Raw genomic sequence first — 16006 nt, 5'->3', positions numbered from 1 at the left:
CTTCCATTTTAGTGAATACGTTAGACACTCATCTTCCTCCTTTTATACTCCTATTGATGAAGTAGATCAAAACTAGTTCTCTTTTATTCTTTCATTTATTATCTCTTTAGGGAGTACCACTTGTTTGACTTCACCTTTCCCAATGAGTCTATTGTTCTCTCTATCTCTGACAGTCACTTCGGTCACGATGATGTTTCGTTCATATTTAATTACTCTCGCTTTAATTTCAAGAGAGGAACCGTTTTTCGCCGGAGCCATATGCTCGACGTTCACCTTGGCTCCCATTCCCTCTTCATGATCTTCCAAATAGGGTAGAATGATCTTTCTTGATGCCCATTCCATGTGGTAAACCATTGAGACGGTGGAATACACCGGGTGTACCACGTCTCCTTCAAACTGGGCATACATGCTGGGGATTACTTCTGTCGTGACGACGGCCGTATGTCCTTCTGCTAATCCAGACTTCATTGCTTTCCCCCTTTAAACCAACAAATTATATATTTTTATATAACGTTAATTCAACGATATAATAACATTTTGTTTTATAAATAGTCAATAAATTGTTAAAATTTAAAATATTATATTAATATAAGTTATGCAGAGGGACGGACCTTCGGCGAAGCCGAAGGTCCGTCCCTCACTCCTTTAACGCAAAAAAGCAACGAAACAGAGTCTCGTTGCTTTTTGTAGAAGGTTGTTTATTGTTTTTGTAAGCTTATGAGAGAAGTGCCCGGTCGCTGGCAAGTTTGTTTCCACGGATTCGCTGAAATTCGTGGAGAAGTCCTTCGACTGTGAGGTGTTTTTTCTCTTCTTCATTTACCTCTAATATAATCTGGCCCTTATCCATCATAATCAATCGGTTGCCAAGGTCCAGCGCCTGCTGCATATTATGGGTGACCATCAACGTGGTAAGCTTATACTTCTCTACAATCTCTTTTGTCAGGTTCGTAATCAGATCCGCTCTGGCGGGATCCAATGCTGCCGTATGTTCATCCAGCAATAGGATCGAAGGTTCTGTGAATGTGGCCATCAGTAGAGAGAGCGCCTGTCTTTCCCCTCCTGATAGCAGCCCGACCTTTGCATTTAATCGATTCTCAAGCCCGAGGTGAAGTGTTTCCAGTACTTCCTTAAAAAACACTTTCCGCTTTTTGGTCACACCCAGTTTAAAGGTGCGGGTACGATTTCTGGAATATGCCATGGCCAGGTTCTCTTCGATGGTCATAGTAGGAGCAGTTCCTGCCATTGGATCTTGGAACACGCGACCGATAAGCTTAGATCTTTTATACTCGGACACCTTAGAAACATCATGATCGTCAATCAGAACATTTCCCACATCAGGCAGCAGTACACCTGAAACGATATTCATCAATGTCGATTTCCCGGCTCCATTACTTCCGATCACAGTGACGAAATCCCCAGGTTTTAAAGAGAGCTGAATGTCATCAAGGGCGATTTTTTCATCGGGTGTCCCTTCATTAAATACTTTATGGATTCTATTTAATTGTAACACCGCTCTCACCCTTTCCATCTGTGATTGAAGACCTGTCCAATCGTTCTGCCATACGTTGCGCTTTTCGTTTCCTATCCTTGTAACGGTCCATCACCTTAGGCATGACAAGGGCAAGAATCACGATTGTTGCTGTGATAAGCTTCATATCCCCTGTTTCCAGGAAATCGACGCGAAGAGCCATGGATACGACTAATCGATAGATAATCGCTCCACCAATGACTGCGAGCGTCGTACGAGCGATCGTCTTGGTTCCGAACAAAGCTTCACCGATGATAACCGAAGCAAGTCCGATGATAATCATCCCGATTCCCATTCCGACATCAGCAAATCGGCTATACTGGGCAATCAATGCTCCCGACAGTGCCACCATCCCATTCGATATTCCCAAACCCAGAATAATCATCAGATTCGTATTAGCAGAGAAGCTGCGGATCATCCGCTGATTATCCCCAGTCGCCCGTAATGCCAACCCGATTTCCGTTTTCAAGAATCCGTCTGTTATAAACTTGATGACAAGCGTGATGATGATCATAATAAATAAAATGCTCCACGTTCCCGGTACAGGCTCACCAAGCCCCACTGCCGTCCACAATTTATTGAGTGCGGCATCGATTCCGAGAGATGACCAAAATCCTTCCACCCCTGTAAACGCAGTATCCTGACTTAGTAAAGGTACATTCGACCGTCCCATTATCCTGAGATTGATAGAATACAGGGCAATCATCATGAGAATCCCTGATAATAGGGCATTGATTTTTCCAAACGTGTGAAGTAGTCCCGTTATACATCCTGCAACAAATCCGATGACAATCGCTGTAATGGTTGCGATGACTGGGTTTACGCCACTAACAATCATGGTGGCAGCGACAGCGGCTCCCGTAACGAAGCTGCCGTCGACTGTTAAATCGGGAAAATCCAATATCCGAAAGGACAAGTAGACTCCGAGGGCCATAATAGCGTAAATGATTCCAGATTCAAAGGATGCGAATATTGCTGTTGGCACGAATCATCAACCCTTCCTATTTTTCTTCTAAAAATTTCCCGAGCTCAGACCAGGCTTCCTGTACTTCCACACCTTGTTCTTCAGCTGCCGCTTTATTGAACATCAACTCGAAGTTTTCCGGAGCCTGTACAGGGATTTCAGAAGGTTTTTTCTCCCCTTTTAGAATCTTCACTGCCATTAACCCAGTTTGATAACCAAGATCTTCATAGTTGAATCCACTCGCTGCAATCGCCCCTTTTTTCAATGAGTCCAATTCTCCTACAAAAAGAGGAATATCCTTTTCATTCGCTACCGTGATGACTGATTCCAGCGCTGAAACGACTGTATTATCTTTAGGGATGTAAATGGCATCGACTCTTCCCACCAGGGATTCAGTCGCCTGTTTGACATCAGCGGATGTCGAAACCGTAGCTTCTGCCACTTCCACACCTTTTTCTTCTGCAAGCTTATTCACTTCAGCTACTTGAACGACAGCATTTTGTTCGCCGGAATTATAAACAACCCCAATCTTCTTCGCTTTCATTTCATCCGTGATAAATTGAAGGGTCTTTGAAATCGCTTCCGGATGAGTATCGGTCGTTCCCGTGATATTTTCACCAGGCTCTTCAAAAGACTTAACCAATTCAGCACCAACAGGATCAGTAACAGAAGTAAAAACGATGGGAATCTCTTTCGTTGCATTCAATGCGTGTTGTGCACTTGGGGTTGAGTTAGCAAAGATAAGGTCGACACCGTCTCCAACAAAGTTCTTCGCAGCACTTTGTGAATTACTTTGATCTCCTTGGGCGATTTGAACATCATATTTTACATTTTCGCCTTCTTTGAAACCGTTCTCAGCCAAAGCCTTCTTAAAACCTTCAAATGCTGCATCTAAAGACGGATGTTCCACAATCTGGGTTACCCCGATCACATATTGCTTTTCACCATCTTCTCCACCTGAGCTTGTATCACTACCACAGCCCGCTAAAAACAGCATTCCCAGCATCATAGAAATGACAATAAGTAATAAACTCTTCTTCTTCACAGAAATCCCCCTTTTCTCTTCCTGATATATGATCAGTAGTCTGATAGACTAGCAAATCCAAGTATGATAAAAATGAACACCAACGTAAATACAACGTTATATTATCACTCCTGTCACAAAATAGTCAATAATATTCGGAAAATTTAAAAATTAATACTAGTATAGTCGGTATTGGTGATGATTTCTAGAGGGGCAGCGGGAAAATTTTTTCTGTCATGGGGCTGATGAACGTGATGCGGGGTACGTTTTTGTGATTTTGATTGTTATTGAGATGTGGCGATTGGCAATTCGTGGCGAATGCAATAATAAAACGTAATTATTAGGTTTAACAATCGTTAAAGTGTCACTAGAATAACGTTTTCTATGAAAATCCAGCTAAATTAATGGTTTTGTACTATAGTATTCCCCTTTGAATCTCTATTTTTCACTTTGTTGTGCCCGAATCTATCAAACTAGTGCCAAATTGTGAATACCACCATAAAAAAGACACTTCCCCACATCAAGGAAAAGCGCCTTTTCATAACAATCTATTAAAATTCCACACCACTTCCTGATAGCTTCCTGAAAATTTCCTTGGCATCGATTATCATTCCCTCTACCAATTCCTTCACCGTCGGAACATCCGATACTAGACCGGACACTTGGCCTCCATTGATAAATCCCTGATCCAGCTTTCCTTCAAGTGCTCCTACACGGTGATAATCTTCTGAGGTCATTCGACTGAACTCTTCAAGAGCGACTCCCTCTTGTTCTTTTTGAATCAGTTGTGTAGAATAGGGAGTTTTCATGACCCTTCTTACCCTTCCGACAGAACGACCGACGATGACGGTGCTATCGTCTTTCGCTTCCACTAGTGTCGTTTTATAGTTTTCATGAAAAGGGGCTTCCTGTGTAGCGATGAACCGCGTACCCATTTGCACACCACTGGCACCTAGGGCAAGCATGGAAGCGAGTCCCCTTCCATCACCGATCCCTCCTGCTGCGACCACAGGAATGTTCACAGTATCGACGAGTTGTGGAATAAGGGCAAGGGTTGTCGTTTCAAGGTTGGAGTTGATCCCGGCAGCTTCATAGCCTTCTGCCACGATCACATCCGCACCGGCGTCTTCCGCTTTCTTTCCTTGCTTTTTCGAAGCGACGACACAGATCACTTTTACGTTGTGTTCATGAAAATACGGAATGAGCGGGGAAGGATTTCCTGCTGATAAGGAAACGATCGGTATTCCATGTGTCACCACTAAGCGGATCATCTCTTTCAAGTGAGGAGTGATGGAAATTGGGATGTTTAGAGCGAAAGGCTTTATGGTTCTCTTCTTCGTTTCAACGATGATCCCTTCCACTTCCTCCACGGCCATGGTGCCGACACCGATTGTACCGAGAACCCCGGCCTCCGAGATTGCCGCCGTCAATGGAGCGTTACTGATGTTCCCCATGCCACCTTGAATGATTGGATATTTTATATGTAATAAGTCCGTTAAGTTATTCATTAAAATCCCCCTTCGTTAAATTAATGTTATACTTTTTCGAATTGTACGACAAGTACCGAAAATAATTTCCATCAATTTGAATTATTTATTGACATTTCATTCCAAAACACATATTCTAAAATCAGCTACTTTGTAAAACAAGGTAGTTATATTTTACATCAGTACCTTGTATTGCAATATACTAAAAAGGGAGGCACTATATGTCTATCCGCAGTCAGCTATTAAAGGGTATATTAGATGGTTGCGTCCTTTCTGTGATTGAAAAAGAGCCTGTCTACGGATATGAACTTTCCAAAAAGTTGCAGTCTTCCGGTTTACAGGATGTGAGCGAAGGGACCATTTATCCAGTGTTGTTACGACTTCAGAAAAATAATCTGATTCGCGGGGAAATGCAGCCTTCTGAATCAGGCCCTAACCGAAAATACTATTACTTAACGGAAGAAGGACATTCAGCACTCTCTGATATATCAAGGGAATGGGAACAAATCGTATCACCGGTCACAACACTATTAAAGAGGGGGAACCATGATGATTGAAGCAAAGCAGTTAATTGAATTGAACAATCAGAAACGAACAGGATTGTCGGAAGAGAATGAAAAATATTATTCAGATTTTTTGATATACATGCGCCTACAGCTTTCATTATCGGAGCAGCAGACCGAGGAAATATTAATGGAAATCCTGGATCATATTATTGATGGGCAGCGTGAAGGAAAAACAGCCAGAATGATATTAGGGGATGATCCTAAGGCTTACGCTGATGATATTATTGAACATCTTCCTACAGAAAAGAAGAGGAATGTCGTTACTTTCGTATCATCATTAGCTTTTGGTTTATTGGGATATTTCTTGTTGTTTCGAGGACTCTTATTATTGATTGGGCCGATGTTCAAAGATATAAGCAGTGAAGTATATCCAGTCACTTCCGGTATATTGGTACTTATCATCTTCATTTCCAGTTTGATTGGGGTAAAAATCATTTTCTCGGTCATTAAACATTCTTTATTTAAAGAGAAACAAACTCCTGTGAAAGATTCCATCAAGGCAGGCACAATGGGTATGGTATCGATGGGCATAATAATTTGCGCCACTTACTTCCTGCCTGACCTTGGTCCATCGCTCCTTTTTCCTTGGTATGCTTCTTTCCTTACCGGGGCATTATTATTTGGTATCTCTTATCTTCTGAAAAAATAGAGGTCCGTCCCTCAAAAAAACCACTTGCCAAACCGGCAAGTGGTTTTTGTCAGTCTAATAATAATGGGTGGGTCATGACGTTGTAACTCAGGTCTTTGTTTTTGAGTTCGTTGCCGTCTTCGAAGACACTTTCGAAGAATCGTGAGGCAGGTTCTGCAAGTTCTTTGTAGTATTCTCCGAACAGGGAGGCAGCGTGTGCGCCGAGCCATTTTTCAGGCAGCAGCTCTTCCGGCAGGCCGGGATCGACAAAGAGGAATTTACGGTATTCGTGGACGAGCTTCGTTCTTTCCACGAAGCATTCAGCATCGGTCATTTGCCCTTTCCCGATCTTACTCTTATCAATCATGTATTGTTGACTGTAATGGGAAATGAATTCCTGATAGCGGTCATTGATTTCTTTCAGGTCCCAGCTTTTTTCGATCAAACGCTGATTCTCATTGGGGCCTTCATATTCAGCAATGAAGAAATCGACATAGTCCTTAATCTCGTATTTTCCAATCAGGGATTGGACTTGCTTCTCCAGATTGTTAGGAGAGATCCACGTGCTTGTAGAAAGGGTTCCAAAACCGCTCCAAACCAGTTCTTTCCTCAGTTCATCACGGATGCTTCTAATCTCTTCCGGAATCGAGTACATCAGGATTCTCCATTTACCGTCCCATTGCTCCGGCTTCAGCTTGAAGATCCTGTTTGCCGCTTCTTCCATTCGGATCACACCGCGTTCTGTGAGGGAGTAGTAGCTTTTGTTCCCTTGTTTCTCTGCCTGTACCCAGCCTTGCTTATTCATTCTTGAAATGGCTGCACGGACTGCTTGATCGTTGTGACCGAATTCATTCAGAAGACGTATCAAACTGCCGATCCATATCTTATTGCCATAATGCCGTATGTAGTCCCCATATAGTGTAAAGATCATTGATCGTGTATTCATCGGTGCCTCTCCTTTAGATATATTCCGTTTGTTTATGACGTTTAATTTACGTTTGATTTATATATTATCATAAACTTTCTATGAAAATAAATGAATATTCATGATTTTTAAGTTTGGAAATGAATTTCAGGCACTAAAAAATCAGGCTCACCTACAGAGCCTGACCCTCAATGATACATCCTCAACATCTCCAGCATTTTAACAAATTCATACGAATTGACAACCTGTTCCTTCGACCAATTCGCCTCGATCCATCTCACGAGCTCTTCCTGGCTGTTGAACACTTCCCCACTCGTATCGGCTTTCCTTATCAAATACCTTCCGTTATCCTCATCCGCGACTACGAGACAAGGAATCTCACTTTCTTTTGTCATGATTTCAAATTCCATCTCATTCACCTCACTTCTATCTTTTCTAAATAGGGGCGATTCTAATCACAAAAAGAGCCCTGCACATACAGGACTCAAACTATTAAATTTCAATATTCTCTACTAAAGTCGCAATCCCCTGCCCGACACCAATACACATGGTAGACAAGCCGTACCGTACCTTCCTCTTTTTCATTTCATACAGAAGGGTGGTAAGGATACGCGCTCCACTTGCTCCAAGTGGATGCCCGAATGCGATGGCTCCTCCATTGACATTGACGATCTCTTCATTCAACCCAAGCTCACGGATGCAGGCAATGGATTGTGCTGCGAATGCTTCATTAAGCTCCACTAAGCCGATTTGGTCAAGGGCAAGGCCGGACCGTTTCAGTACCTTCTGTGTGGCATAGATCGGCCCCAGACCCATCACTGAAGGTTCAAGCCCTGAAGTGGCCGATGTCATGTAGCGGGCCAGAGGTGTAACACCTAATTCCTCTGCCTTCTCCCTGCTCATTAATAAAAGGGCGGATGCACCATCATTCACTCCTGATGCATTCCCAGCTGTCACCGTTCCTCCTTGGAATAAGGGCTTAAGCTTCTGCAGTTTCTCACTATTCGTATCGGGCCTTGGGTGTTCATCGAACTGGAATGTAGAAAGGTTTCCTTTACGGTCACGTAATTCAACGGACACGATTTCCTCTTTAAACCGTTCTTCATCCATGGCACGTTTCGCCTTCATTTGGCTCCAGTAAGCAAAGTGATCTTGTTCTTCCCTCGAAATGCCGAACTGTTTCGCCACGTTTTCAGCTGTTTCCGGCATAGAATCGGTCCCGTATTTTTCTTTGAGACGGGAATTGACGAAGCGCCAACCAATCGTCGTATCGAACATTTCCATATTGCCCCTTGGGTAATCCTTTGAAGGCTTTGCCATGACGTACGGAGCCCGCGTCATACTTTCAGTCCCGCCTGCAATGAACACATCTCCTTCATTAGCCAAAATGGCTCTCGCCGCATAGTTCACAGCGTCCAGTCCAGAACCGCATAAACGGTTGATGGTGGTGGCCCCGACTTCAACAGGGAGACCTGCCAGGAGTGTCGACATCCGCGCGACATTCCTATTGTCCTCGCCGGCACCATTTGCATTTCCAAGTACCACCTCTTCAATCGTATCCACCGGGACGAGGGGATTCCGTTCGACGAGGGCTTTAATCACATGTGCGCCCAAGTCATCAGGACGCACCTCTTTCAAAGAGCCTTTGTATTTTCCAATCGGGGTCCTGACAGCATCGACAATGACAACCTCTCTCATGACTGATGCTCCTTTTCCTTTGTTTCCGAGTAATCATAAACACCCTTGCCTGTTTTTCGACCAAGTCGTCCTGCCTTTACATACTTCTCTAAAAGAGGGGCCGGACGGTACTTTTCTCCGAGCTTTTCATGAAGGTACTTAAGATTATTCAATCGTGTATCCAGTCCGACTAAATCTCCAAGTTCAAATGGGCCCATCGGGTAATTTAATCCGAGCTTGATTGCTTTATCGATTTCTTCAGGAGAACCGAGTCCTTCCTGGAGCATGTAAAAGGCTTCATTCCCAACGAGGGCAGAGATCCTGCTTGTGACAAAACCAGGGAACTCATTGATGACCACTGTTTCTTTCCCCATCAGGCGGGCTACTTGCTGGATGACCTCCGTCGTTTCATCACTTGTTTCCAATCCCTTCACGATTTCAACGAGTGGCATTTTATGTACGGGGTTGAAAAAGTGCATGGCAATGACTTTGTCAGGTCGTTTCGTAAATGAGGCAATTTCCGTCGGGCTCATGGTGGAGGTATTCGTTGCCAGGTAGCAATACTCCGGGGCATGCGAGTCCAGCACTTCAAATACGCCACGCTTGATGTCTGTTTTTTCCGGAACCGCCTCGATGACCACATCGGCATCCCGTACGGCAATCGAAAGATTCGTTGAATAGCTCATTAGCTCTTTTGCTTCTACGTACTGTTGCTGAGTAATCTTATTTTTTTCAATTCCTTTTTGGAAAATGAGCCCAATCTCATTCCTGGCATGATCCAACTGCTCTTGTTTAATATCAACCAGTGTGGTCCGGAAGCCTCCAACTGCACTTACATAAGCGATCCCTCTACCCATTACTCCGGAACCAACTACCACGATATGCTGCGTCATGTTTGTTTTCCCCTTTCTTGCAATAAGGGGTTGACCCTGATAGGACAACCCCCTGCTTGTTTATGTCTTCTTACACACCAAATGGATTTAACGGACGGTTTCCGAAGTAAGAAATGATACTCTTTGTTTCTGTGTAGAGATCGAGCGTTTCAACGCAAAGTTCACGGCCGAATCCGGACTGCTTGTAGCCTCCGAATGGAGTACCCGGGAAAGCGGAGAACGGGCAGTTCACCATCACGATTCCGGCCTGGATCGCTTTCGATACTCGTGTCGCACGGCCATGGTTTTGAGTCCACACGGCTGAACCGAGTCCATATTCGCTATCGTTGGCCATTTTGATCGCTTCTTTTTCATCTTTGAATTTCATTACCACCACAACTGGTCCGAAGATTTCTTCTTTTACAACCTTCATGTCGTGATTCACATCTGTAATGATGGTTGGCTCATACCAATAGCCTTTTTCGAAGCCTTCAACCTTCGCAGGGCTTCCCCCGGCTAAGATCGTTGCCCCTTCTTCTTTGGCAGAGTGAACATAGCCGTCGATCGTGTCCAGCTGCTCCTGGTTGATGATCGCCCCGATATGAGTTCCTTTATCATGGGGATCAGCCAGTTTCAGCTTCTTCGTCTTTTCTACGAACTTTTCCATGAACTCATCGTAGATATCTTCATGTACATACAGTCTGGATCGTGCTTCACAGGATTGACCTGTATTATAGAAGATTCCGAACAGGGAACCATCCACCGCTCCATCGACATCTGCATCTTCAAATACGATGTTTGGTGACTTCCCACCTAATTCTAGAGTGACTCTCTTTAGGGTTTGAGACGCCTTTTCCATGATATTTTTACCGATAGGGGTGGAACCTGTGAAGGCTACTTTATCCACCTTTTTATGCTCAACTAAGTAATTACCGACAGAAGAACCTGCACCCGGGATGATGTTGACAACACCCTCAGGAACGCCGGCTTCAATACAAATTTCACCCAGGACAATCGCTGTTAATGGTGTAAGAGTCGCTGGTTTCACGACAACCGAACAGCCTGACGCAATGGCAGGTGCAATTTTCCACGCTGCCATCATCAATGGATAATTCCACGGAATGATTTGAGCACATACACCGACCGGCTCTTTCTCCGCAACATTCATGAATTGACCTGGTACATTATTCACCGTTCCACGATGGCCCACAATCGCTCCTGCATAGAACTCAAAGTCTTCGATCGCTTGCATCACTTGACCTTGTGCGGCGGATAGTGATTTCCCGCTATCGATGATTTCAAGAGAGACAAGTTCATTAAAACGTGATCGCATAATGCCTGCAATTTTATTGAGCACGCGGGAACGCTTATTGATCGGGAACTTCTTCCACTTACCGTAGTCAAACGCGTTTCTCGCTGCTTCAACCGCTTTTTCAGCATCTTCCACAGATGCCAGTGAAACGGTGGCAATCGCCTCACCTGTCGCAGGATTGTACGTCGTAAAGGTTTCACCCGAACCGCTTTCCATACGTTGGCCGTTGATCACCAATGAATAATGTTCTCTTTTCATTTCAAGGACTTCAAAGCTTTGCTCTTTTACTGTAGACATAACTCCATCTCCTTTTTGATTGAATTATTTTCCGTGAAAGGCTGGTCTTCTTTTCTCCATAAATGCTGTCACACCTTCGCGGTGATCTTGTGTCTTGCCTGCGATCCGCTGGGAACAGGCTTCCTTTTCTAAGTATTCGTTGAAGGATAGATCCGCGCTTCCCTTTAATAAACGCTTCATCAAACCTATTGCCTTCGTTGGCATAGAGGCGATTCTTTCGGCAAACGCCACCGTCTCTTCCTGCCAGTCTTCAAGTGATATGATTTTCGTGACAAGACCCAGCTTTTCTGCATCGACCGCCTTTATCTTCTCTCCAAACACCGCCAGTTCCAGCGCTTTTGCGTAGCCAACAATCTTTGATAAATAATAAAGATTCCCTGAATCCGGGACTAATCCGACATGCACAAATGCTTGCACAAAGCTCGCTTTCTCAGACACAAGTCTGAAGTCACAGGCAAGTGCCAGGCTGAAGCCCGCTCCTGCCGCCACTCCATTGACGGCTGCAATGACCGGCTTTTCGCACTGCTCAATTTCTTTCACCATCGGTCCGTAGTTATTTCGAAGGACCTCTCCATGATCCATCGATTCATCCACTTCGCTTAAATCCTGGCCCGAACAAAAAGCCCTGCCTTCACCTGTAATCACGATGGCTCTAACTTCTTCATTTCTTGAAGAGTCCTTCATCGCCTTTTGGATTTCCAGATTAAGTTGACGGATGAAAGCATTCAGCTTTTCAGGACGGTTCAAGGTAATCCAGGCTACGTTATTTTTCACTTCATATTTAATCGTTTCAAACATGCGGCAGCCTCCTTATTTCCCTTTAAAATTCGGTCTCCGTTTTTCCACAAAAGCCTTCATGCCTTCTTTCTGATCTTCAGAAGCAAAAAGAAGATAGAAGTTCTTCCGCTCATATTGCATCCCTTCATAAATCGAAGAATCAACGGCTTTATGGACAGATTCTTTGATCAATCTCAAGGAAAGCGGTGGCTTTGCAGCTAATTTCTTCGCAAACTTCTCGGTTTCTTCCATTAATAATTCTTTCGGAATCGCCCGGTTGATGACTCCCCACTCGAGAGCTTGCGTGGCTGTAAACATGTCTCCGGATAACAGCCATTCTATCGCTCTTGATTTGCCTATCAATTTGGTGAGCCTCTGGGTTCCACCTGCTCCAGGCATGACCCCAAGATTCACTTCAGGAAAACCGAAGCTGGCATCCTCTGAAGCGTATAGAATGTCGCAGCAAAGAGCTAACTCAAACCCGCCTCCTAATGCAAAACCCTGGACCGCTCCGATAATCGGCTTCTTAATCCAGGCCAGGCGGTCCCATTCGATGAATTGATTCAAGAGCTCTAAATCTATGGCCCCGTCTTCTGCCATTTCATCAATGTCTGCTCCTGCAGCAAAGGCTCTGCCCCTCCCTGATAAAACAATTGCTTTCACACTGTCGTTCCGGTCAAATGCCTCGAAAGCATTGACCAACTCCGATACCATAGGACGATTGATGGCGTTCAAAACTTTAGGTCTATTCAATTCAATAAAGCCAAGTCCGTCCCTCTCGCTCACTACGATATATTCGAACTCTTTACTCATTCACTTCTTCACCGATCATAAGAGTGACTAACTCTGCGGCGAAGCCCATAAGGTCCTTCCCGGAGGCTTTGCCTTCATCGGATTTCATGGCTGCTTTCATCGCTTCATGATTGTCATAATACATTTCGCACATTAAGTAGTATTTGCCTTCCCCACCCATAGGTGAACCGACGATTTTCGTTACATCCATCTTTTTAAGACCAGGAATTTTTGCCGTGATCGGAGCGTGGGTATTGAAGTAATGCTCATCAAATTTCTCTTTGTTTTCAGGGTGCTTATACAATGCGATTAGTTTTACCATAGTGGAATCTCTCCTTTGATTTTCAGTAGTTTATTTTGGTGCTATTGTTATAAAGACAGTAGTAGTTGATTTCAACAAAGCCTTACAAATCAACAATCTTTTAAAAAAAGCTTTGTAAAAAGGTAGATTTAGATAAACGGTGCTAAAAGCTAAAACTTACTAAATTTCACATCATTGTCGATATTGGCTTCATGGCTTCAAACGGGTTACGGCATTGTTTGCAGTATAGAATGCTTCTGCAGGCGGTGGGACCGAACAAGTTCTCCATGGAGGTATAGGGGGAATCACAATATGGACAGTGAATCTCCCAATCTTCTTCCCCGGTGAAATGTTCAGGCGGGGGTGCGATGCCGAACTCCTTCAGTCTCTCCCGGCCATTTTCGGTTAACCGGTCGGAGGTCCATGGAGGCGAATAGACAAATTTCACCTGTATGGATTGAATTCCAAGCTGATCCCGACAAGCCTTCTCCACATTTCCTTTGATAATGTCCAATGCAGGACAGCCGACAAAAGTTGGGAGGAGTTCAATCATCAGAGCATCTTCCTGATGATGAATGCGATTGACCATTCCAAGATCCACAATGCTGATGGAATCTATCTCAGGATCTTTCACAGTTTGAAGAACATTTAAAACGGTTGCAGTCATTTTCCTTCATCCTTTACCAGCTTGCTGCGGGATTTGTGTTATAGACTTCGCTTAATGTAGAAAGTGCCGTATCCAGTTCAGCAGTGTGTTCACCTAAGCGTCCATTCCCTTTTTTCATGCTTACATTCGGAGGAAAGGATAGTTGAGTAGATTGGAAGACCGGTTGAAGGGCCAGCTCCCATCGTTTCGCTAAGCTTTCTTCTCCTTCGATCAGAGCCATAAGTGACATTTCTTTCCCCAGTGGCCCCAGGGTCAGGACTCCCTGGAATTCATTTAATACTCGTTCAATCGCCTTATTCATTCGCTCCCTTGCTTCCCCGCCTGCATTCATTAATTGAATGAACCAGGTTTTCCAGTGCAGCAGGTGATAATATAATTCTGTGTTGATTTTGATCGCCATTTCGGCAAGTGGTTCATAGGAGGAGTTCTTTAACGAGTCAATTCGCACCTTTTTGGCGACGCTGTAGAAATAATGTCTTACAACCGCAAATGCCCAGTCGTAGCGGGGTTCTTGTAAGTAGTGTCCTGAGCCATTCACTTCTTCCAGTAAGATGGCATTTCTTCGTTCTGGCGCCTTCCTTCCATGTGCCAGATGGTCCTGATCCCCCTCCCCTAACTCTTCAAGGAGCTGATAGAACATGGTGGCATGCCCCATCGTGTCTTGATTAATGGAGGAAAACGCGACATCCTCTTCAATATGAGGAGCGAGTCCCAGCCATTCAGAACCGCGGTAAGCAAGGATGAAATCATCGTCGGCCAGTTGATAGAGCAGGCTCAGAAGCGCTTCTTTATAACCTGCGTTCGGGATGTCATTTGGACTTTTCACTTTCATTTCTTCTTCACCAACTCTCCCCATGACATGATTTCTTTCTCATCGAGCATTTCCTGTTCGTACTGTCTCCACTTCTTCTTCAGATAACCGTAGCCTTTGGCGTTCCGGTAATCTTTATTATCAAGACGGCCGACACTCTCTCTTTCCTCAGGTGTCATCATCCGCACGTCCGACCGCTTCACAACCCATATATCCGAAACCGGCTCTCTTCTCATGAAATTCTCTTGAGCCATCACCATGGCAAGCTCATGGTTGGGTGCTAACAGACTGAATTGATGCTGCATTTGCGCACCGTCCGTCCTTTTACTAAACACTTCAAATTCCTGATAAAAGTTCTGCCCCTTGTCAGACATCCAACTCATTCCCTTCTAGCTTACTTGGTCACTAGGGCTTAATGCTTCTCGAACCCACGCATTATTGTCGTAGGATAATTCTCTTAAACGAAGGCGATCCTTTGATTTCGGCCCATTGTTCCGAATGATTTCCTTGAAGCGGTTCCAGTCGGGCTGCTTATAGATCCATAAGTCCTTTTCTTCATCGAAGTACATCGTTTCATCAGGAAGAGTAAGACCTAACGACAGCATCCTCGGAACATATTTCGTGAAAAAGTCCTGTCTCAGCTGTTCATTTGTTTTCGTCCGGATGTTGTATTTGATGGTGATATCCTGCTTAGAGGAACCTGTCGTTTTCGCATCACCCGGTCCAAAGAACATAAGAAGCGATTCCCACCAGCGGTCCACTGCATCCTGAACTAATGCCCTTTGCTCTGGAGTCCCTTCTGCCAGAGCCATGATGATGGCTTCACCATGCTGTGCGTGGAACACTTCTTCCGCACAAATCCGCTTTAACGCCCGGGCATATGGACCGTATGAGGCATGGAGCATATTTGTTTGAGTGATGATCGCTGCCCCGTCCACAAGCCAGCCGATCAATCCAGCGTCTCCCCAAGTAGGCGCCTCCATGTGAAAAACGTTATGAAACTTTAAATCTCCTGAAAACAAATCTCTCATAATATGCTCACGTGTTTTCCCATAAGGCTTCATTAAATCTTCCGCTACACGAAGCAGAAGCTGTCCATGGCCCATCTCGTCCTGTACCTTTGCCATGATTCCAAGCTTCCTTCTTAGTGTAGGTGCTTTCGGTACCCACTCCTTCTCGGGAAGTGCCCCCATGATTTCACTGATCCCATGCATGGAAATCAGCTTGATCAGTGCATTTCGATATTCATCCGGCATCCAATCATCCGCTTCGATCTTTTCGTCATTCTCAATCCTTCTCATAAAATGAGCCATACGCTCTTCGTCTGTCAGTTGTTGATTTGATAATACGTCACTCATTGTAGCTCCTCCTTTATCAC

General features: G+C 44.5%; 19 protein-coding genes. 2 read left to right on the top strand and 17 right to left on the bottom strand.

Going from position 1 to position 16006, the window contains the following annotated elements:
* Nucleotides 1-72: 72 nt before the first annotated feature.
* From ACOSV2_RS11470 to ACOSV2_RS11450, 5 genes are all read right to left on the bottom strand, one after another.
* Nucleotides 73-468 carry a thioesterase family protein gene (locus ACOSV2_RS11470; RefSeq protein ID WP_428975189.1) on the bottom strand — a complete coding sequence of 132 codons (396 nt, stop codon included), beginning with the start codon at nt 466-468 and terminating at the stop codon, nt 73-75.
* A gap of 247 nt (nt 469-715) precedes the next feature.
* A complete protein-coding gene (locus ACOSV2_RS11465) occupies nt 716-1510 on the bottom strand; it encodes an ABC transporter ATP-binding protein (protein WP_428975188.1) in 795 nt (264 codons plus the stop codon).
* The gene (locus ACOSV2_RS11460) at nt 1494-2513 is read right to left on the bottom strand and encodes an ABC transporter permease (RefSeq protein ID WP_428975187.1); all 1020 of its coding nucleotides are present in this window, start codon (nt 2511-2513) and stop codon (nt 1494-1496) included. The genes ACOSV2_RS11465 and ACOSV2_RS11460 overlap by 17 nt, the downstream gene beginning before the upstream one ends.
* A 16-nt stretch (nt 2514-2529) precedes the next feature.
* The gene (locus tag ACOSV2_RS11455; protein WP_113968778.1) at nt 2530-3501 is read right to left on the bottom strand and encodes an ABC transporter substrate-binding protein; all 972 of its coding nucleotides are present in this window, start codon (nt 3499-3501) and stop codon (nt 2530-2532) included.
* 566 nt (nt 3502-4067) lie between these two features.
* Nucleotides 4068-5024, bottom strand: a complete 957-nt coding sequence (locus ACOSV2_RS11450; RefSeq protein ID WP_428975186.1) for an NAD(P)H-dependent flavin oxidoreductase — start codon at nt 5022-5024, stop codon at nt 4068-4070.
* A gap of 200 nt (nt 5025-5224) precedes the next feature.
* Here ACOSV2_RS11450 and ACOSV2_RS11445 point away from each other — a divergent pair, with 200 nt between their 5' ends.
* Together ACOSV2_RS11445 and ACOSV2_RS11440 are read left to right on the top strand one after the other, a co-directional pair.
* Complete coding sequence (locus ACOSV2_RS11445) at nt 5225-5560, top strand: PadR family transcriptional regulator (protein WP_324746570.1); 336 nt, start codon at nt 5225-5227, stop codon at nt 5558-5560.
* Complete coding sequence (locus ACOSV2_RS11440; protein ID WP_428975185.1) at nt 5550-6218, top strand: DUF1129 family protein; 669 nt, start codon at nt 5550-5552, stop codon at nt 6216-6218. The genes ACOSV2_RS11445 and ACOSV2_RS11440 overlap by 11 nt, the downstream gene beginning before the upstream one ends.
* Before the next feature lie 49 nt (nt 6219-6267).
* Here ACOSV2_RS11440 and paaX read toward each other — a convergent pair whose 3' ends face one another.
* From paaX to paaA, 12 genes are all read right to left on the bottom strand, one after another.
* Nucleotides 6268-7143: a phenylacetic acid degradation operon negative regulatory protein PaaX gene (gene paaX, locus ACOSV2_RS11435; RefSeq protein ID WP_397553069.1), complete on the bottom strand. Its 876-nt coding sequence runs from the start codon at nt 7141-7143 to the stop codon at nt 6268-6270.
* A 167-nt stretch (nt 7144-7310) separates the two neighbouring features.
* On the bottom strand, nt 7311-7532 hold the full coding sequence (locus ACOSV2_RS11430; protein WP_428975184.1) for a hypothetical protein: 222 nt from the start codon (nt 7530-7532) through the stop codon (nt 7311-7313).
* A gap of 82 nt (nt 7533-7614) precedes the next feature.
* On the bottom strand, nt 7615-8820 hold the full coding sequence (locus ACOSV2_RS11425; protein WP_428975183.1) for a thiolase family protein: 1206 nt from the start codon (nt 8818-8820) through the stop codon (nt 7615-7617).
* Entirely contained in the window at nt 8817-9692 is an 876-nt protein-coding gene (locus ACOSV2_RS11420; RefSeq protein WP_428975182.1) for a 3-hydroxyacyl-CoA dehydrogenase, read from the bottom strand. The genes ACOSV2_RS11425 and ACOSV2_RS11420 overlap by 4 nt, the downstream gene beginning before the upstream one ends.
* Before the next feature lie 70 nt (nt 9693-9762).
* A complete protein-coding gene (locus ACOSV2_RS11415; RefSeq protein WP_428975181.1) occupies nt 9763-11280 on the bottom strand; it encodes an aldehyde dehydrogenase family protein in 1518 nt (505 codons plus the stop codon).
* A gap of 24 nt (nt 11281-11304) precedes the next feature.
* Nucleotides 11305-12078 (bottom strand): enoyl-CoA hydratase-related protein, encoded by a 774-nt coding sequence (locus tag ACOSV2_RS11410; protein WP_428975180.1) that lies wholly within the window; start codon nt 12076-12078, stop codon nt 11305-11307.
* Between the two features lie 12 nt (nt 12079-12090).
* Complete coding sequence (locus ACOSV2_RS11405) at nt 12091-12870, bottom strand: enoyl-CoA hydratase/isomerase family protein (protein WP_428975179.1); 780 nt, start codon at nt 12868-12870, stop codon at nt 12091-12093.
* Nucleotides 12863-13171, bottom strand: coding sequence for an EthD family reductase (locus tag ACOSV2_RS11400; protein WP_113968569.1), 309 nt, complete (start codon nt 13169-13171; stop codon nt 12863-12865). The genes ACOSV2_RS11405 and ACOSV2_RS11400 overlap by 8 nt, the downstream gene beginning before the upstream one ends.
* Before the next feature lie 166 nt (nt 13172-13337).
* Entirely contained in the window at nt 13338-13817 is a 480-nt protein-coding gene (paaD, locus tag ACOSV2_RS11395) for a 1,2-phenylacetyl-CoA epoxidase subunit PaaD (RefSeq protein ID WP_428975178.1), read from the bottom strand.
* Between the two features lie 13 nt (nt 13818-13830).
* The gene (gene paaC / locus ACOSV2_RS11390; protein ID WP_428975177.1) at nt 13831-14649 is read right to left on the bottom strand and encodes a 1,2-phenylacetyl-CoA epoxidase subunit PaaC; all 819 of its coding nucleotides are present in this window, start codon (nt 14647-14649) and stop codon (nt 13831-13833) included.
* A complete protein-coding gene (gene paaB, locus ACOSV2_RS11385; protein ID WP_113968566.1) occupies nt 14646-15002 on the bottom strand; it encodes a 1,2-phenylacetyl-CoA epoxidase subunit PaaB in 357 nt (118 codons plus the stop codon). The genes paaC and paaB overlap by 4 nt, the downstream gene beginning before the upstream one ends.
* Before the next feature lie 15 nt (nt 15003-15017).
* Complete coding sequence (paaA, locus tag ACOSV2_RS11380) at nt 15018-15986, bottom strand: 1,2-phenylacetyl-CoA epoxidase subunit PaaA (protein WP_428975176.1); 969 nt, start codon at nt 15984-15986, stop codon at nt 15018-15020.
* Nucleotides 15987-16006 lie beyond the last annotated feature (20 nt).

The sequence above is a fragment of the Rossellomorea sp. DUT-2 genome (assembly GCF_052665285.1).
The sequence above is the reverse complement of the archived record's forward strand: the minus strand, read 5'-3'. Positions and strand labels throughout refer to the sequence as shown.

Bases quoted from the DNA above. Each gene is read 5' to 3' on its own strand.
- ACOSV2_RS11455 (WP_113968778.1), bottom strand. From the start codon at position 3,501: ATGATGCTGGGAATGCTGTTTTTAGCGGGCTGTGGTAGTGATACAAGC.
- paaA (WP_428975176.1), bottom strand. From the start codon at position 15,986: ATGAGTGACGTATTATCAAATCAACAACTGACAGACGAAGAGCGTATG.
- ACOSV2_RS11445 (WP_324746570.1), top strand. From the start codon at position 5,225: ATGTCTATCCGCAGTCAGCTATTAAAGGGTATATTAGATGGTTGCGTC.
- ACOSV2_RS11420 (WP_428975182.1), bottom strand. From the start codon at position 9,692: ATGACGCAGCATATCGTGGTAGTTGGTTCCGGAGTAATGGGTAGAGGG.
- ACOSV2_RS11400 (WP_113968569.1), bottom strand. From the start codon at position 13,171: ATGGTAAAACTAATCGCATTGTATAAGCACCCTGAAAACAAAGAGAAA.
- ACOSV2_RS11425 (WP_428975183.1), bottom strand. From the start codon at position 8,820: ATGAGAGAGGTTGTCATTGTCGATGCTGTCAGGACCCCGATTGGAAAA.
- paaB (WP_113968566.1), bottom strand. From the start codon at position 15,002: ATGTCTGACAAGGGGCAGAACTTTTATCAGGAATTTGAAGTGTTTAGT.
- paaX (WP_397553069.1), bottom strand. From the start codon at position 7,143: ATGAATACACGATCAATGATCTTTACACTATATGGGGACTACATACGG.
- paaD (WP_428975178.1), bottom strand. From the start codon at position 13,817: ATGACTGCAACCGTTTTAAATGTTCTTCAAACTGTGAAAGATCCTGAG.
- ACOSV2_RS11450 (WP_428975186.1), bottom strand. From the start codon at position 5,024: ATGAATAACTTAACGGACTTATTACATATAAAATATCCAATCATTCAA.
- ACOSV2_RS11430 (WP_428975184.1), bottom strand. From the start codon at position 7,532: ATGGAATTTGAAATCATGACAAAAGAAAGTGAGATTCCTTGTCTCGTA.
- paaC (WP_428975177.1), bottom strand. From the start codon at position 14,649: ATGAAAGTGAAAAGTCCAAATGACATCCCGAACGCAGGTTATAAAGAA.
- ACOSV2_RS11470 (WP_428975189.1), bottom strand. From the start codon at position 468: ATGAAGTCTGGATTAGCAGAAGGACATACGGCCGTCGTCACGACAGAA.
- ACOSV2_RS11440 (WP_428975185.1), top strand. From the start codon at position 5,550: ATGATGATTGAAGCAAAGCAGTTAATTGAATTGAACAATCAGAAACGA.
- ACOSV2_RS11415 (WP_428975181.1), bottom strand. From the start codon at position 11,280: ATGTCTACAGTAAAAGAGCAAAGCTTTGAAGTCCTTGAAATGAAAAGA.
- ACOSV2_RS11405 (WP_428975179.1), bottom strand. From the start codon at position 12,870: ATGAGTAAAGAGTTCGAATATATCGTAGTGAGCGAGAGGGACGGACTT.
- ACOSV2_RS11410 (WP_428975180.1), bottom strand. From the start codon at position 12,078: ATGTTTGAAACGATTAAATATGAAGTGAAAAATAACGTAGCCTGGATT.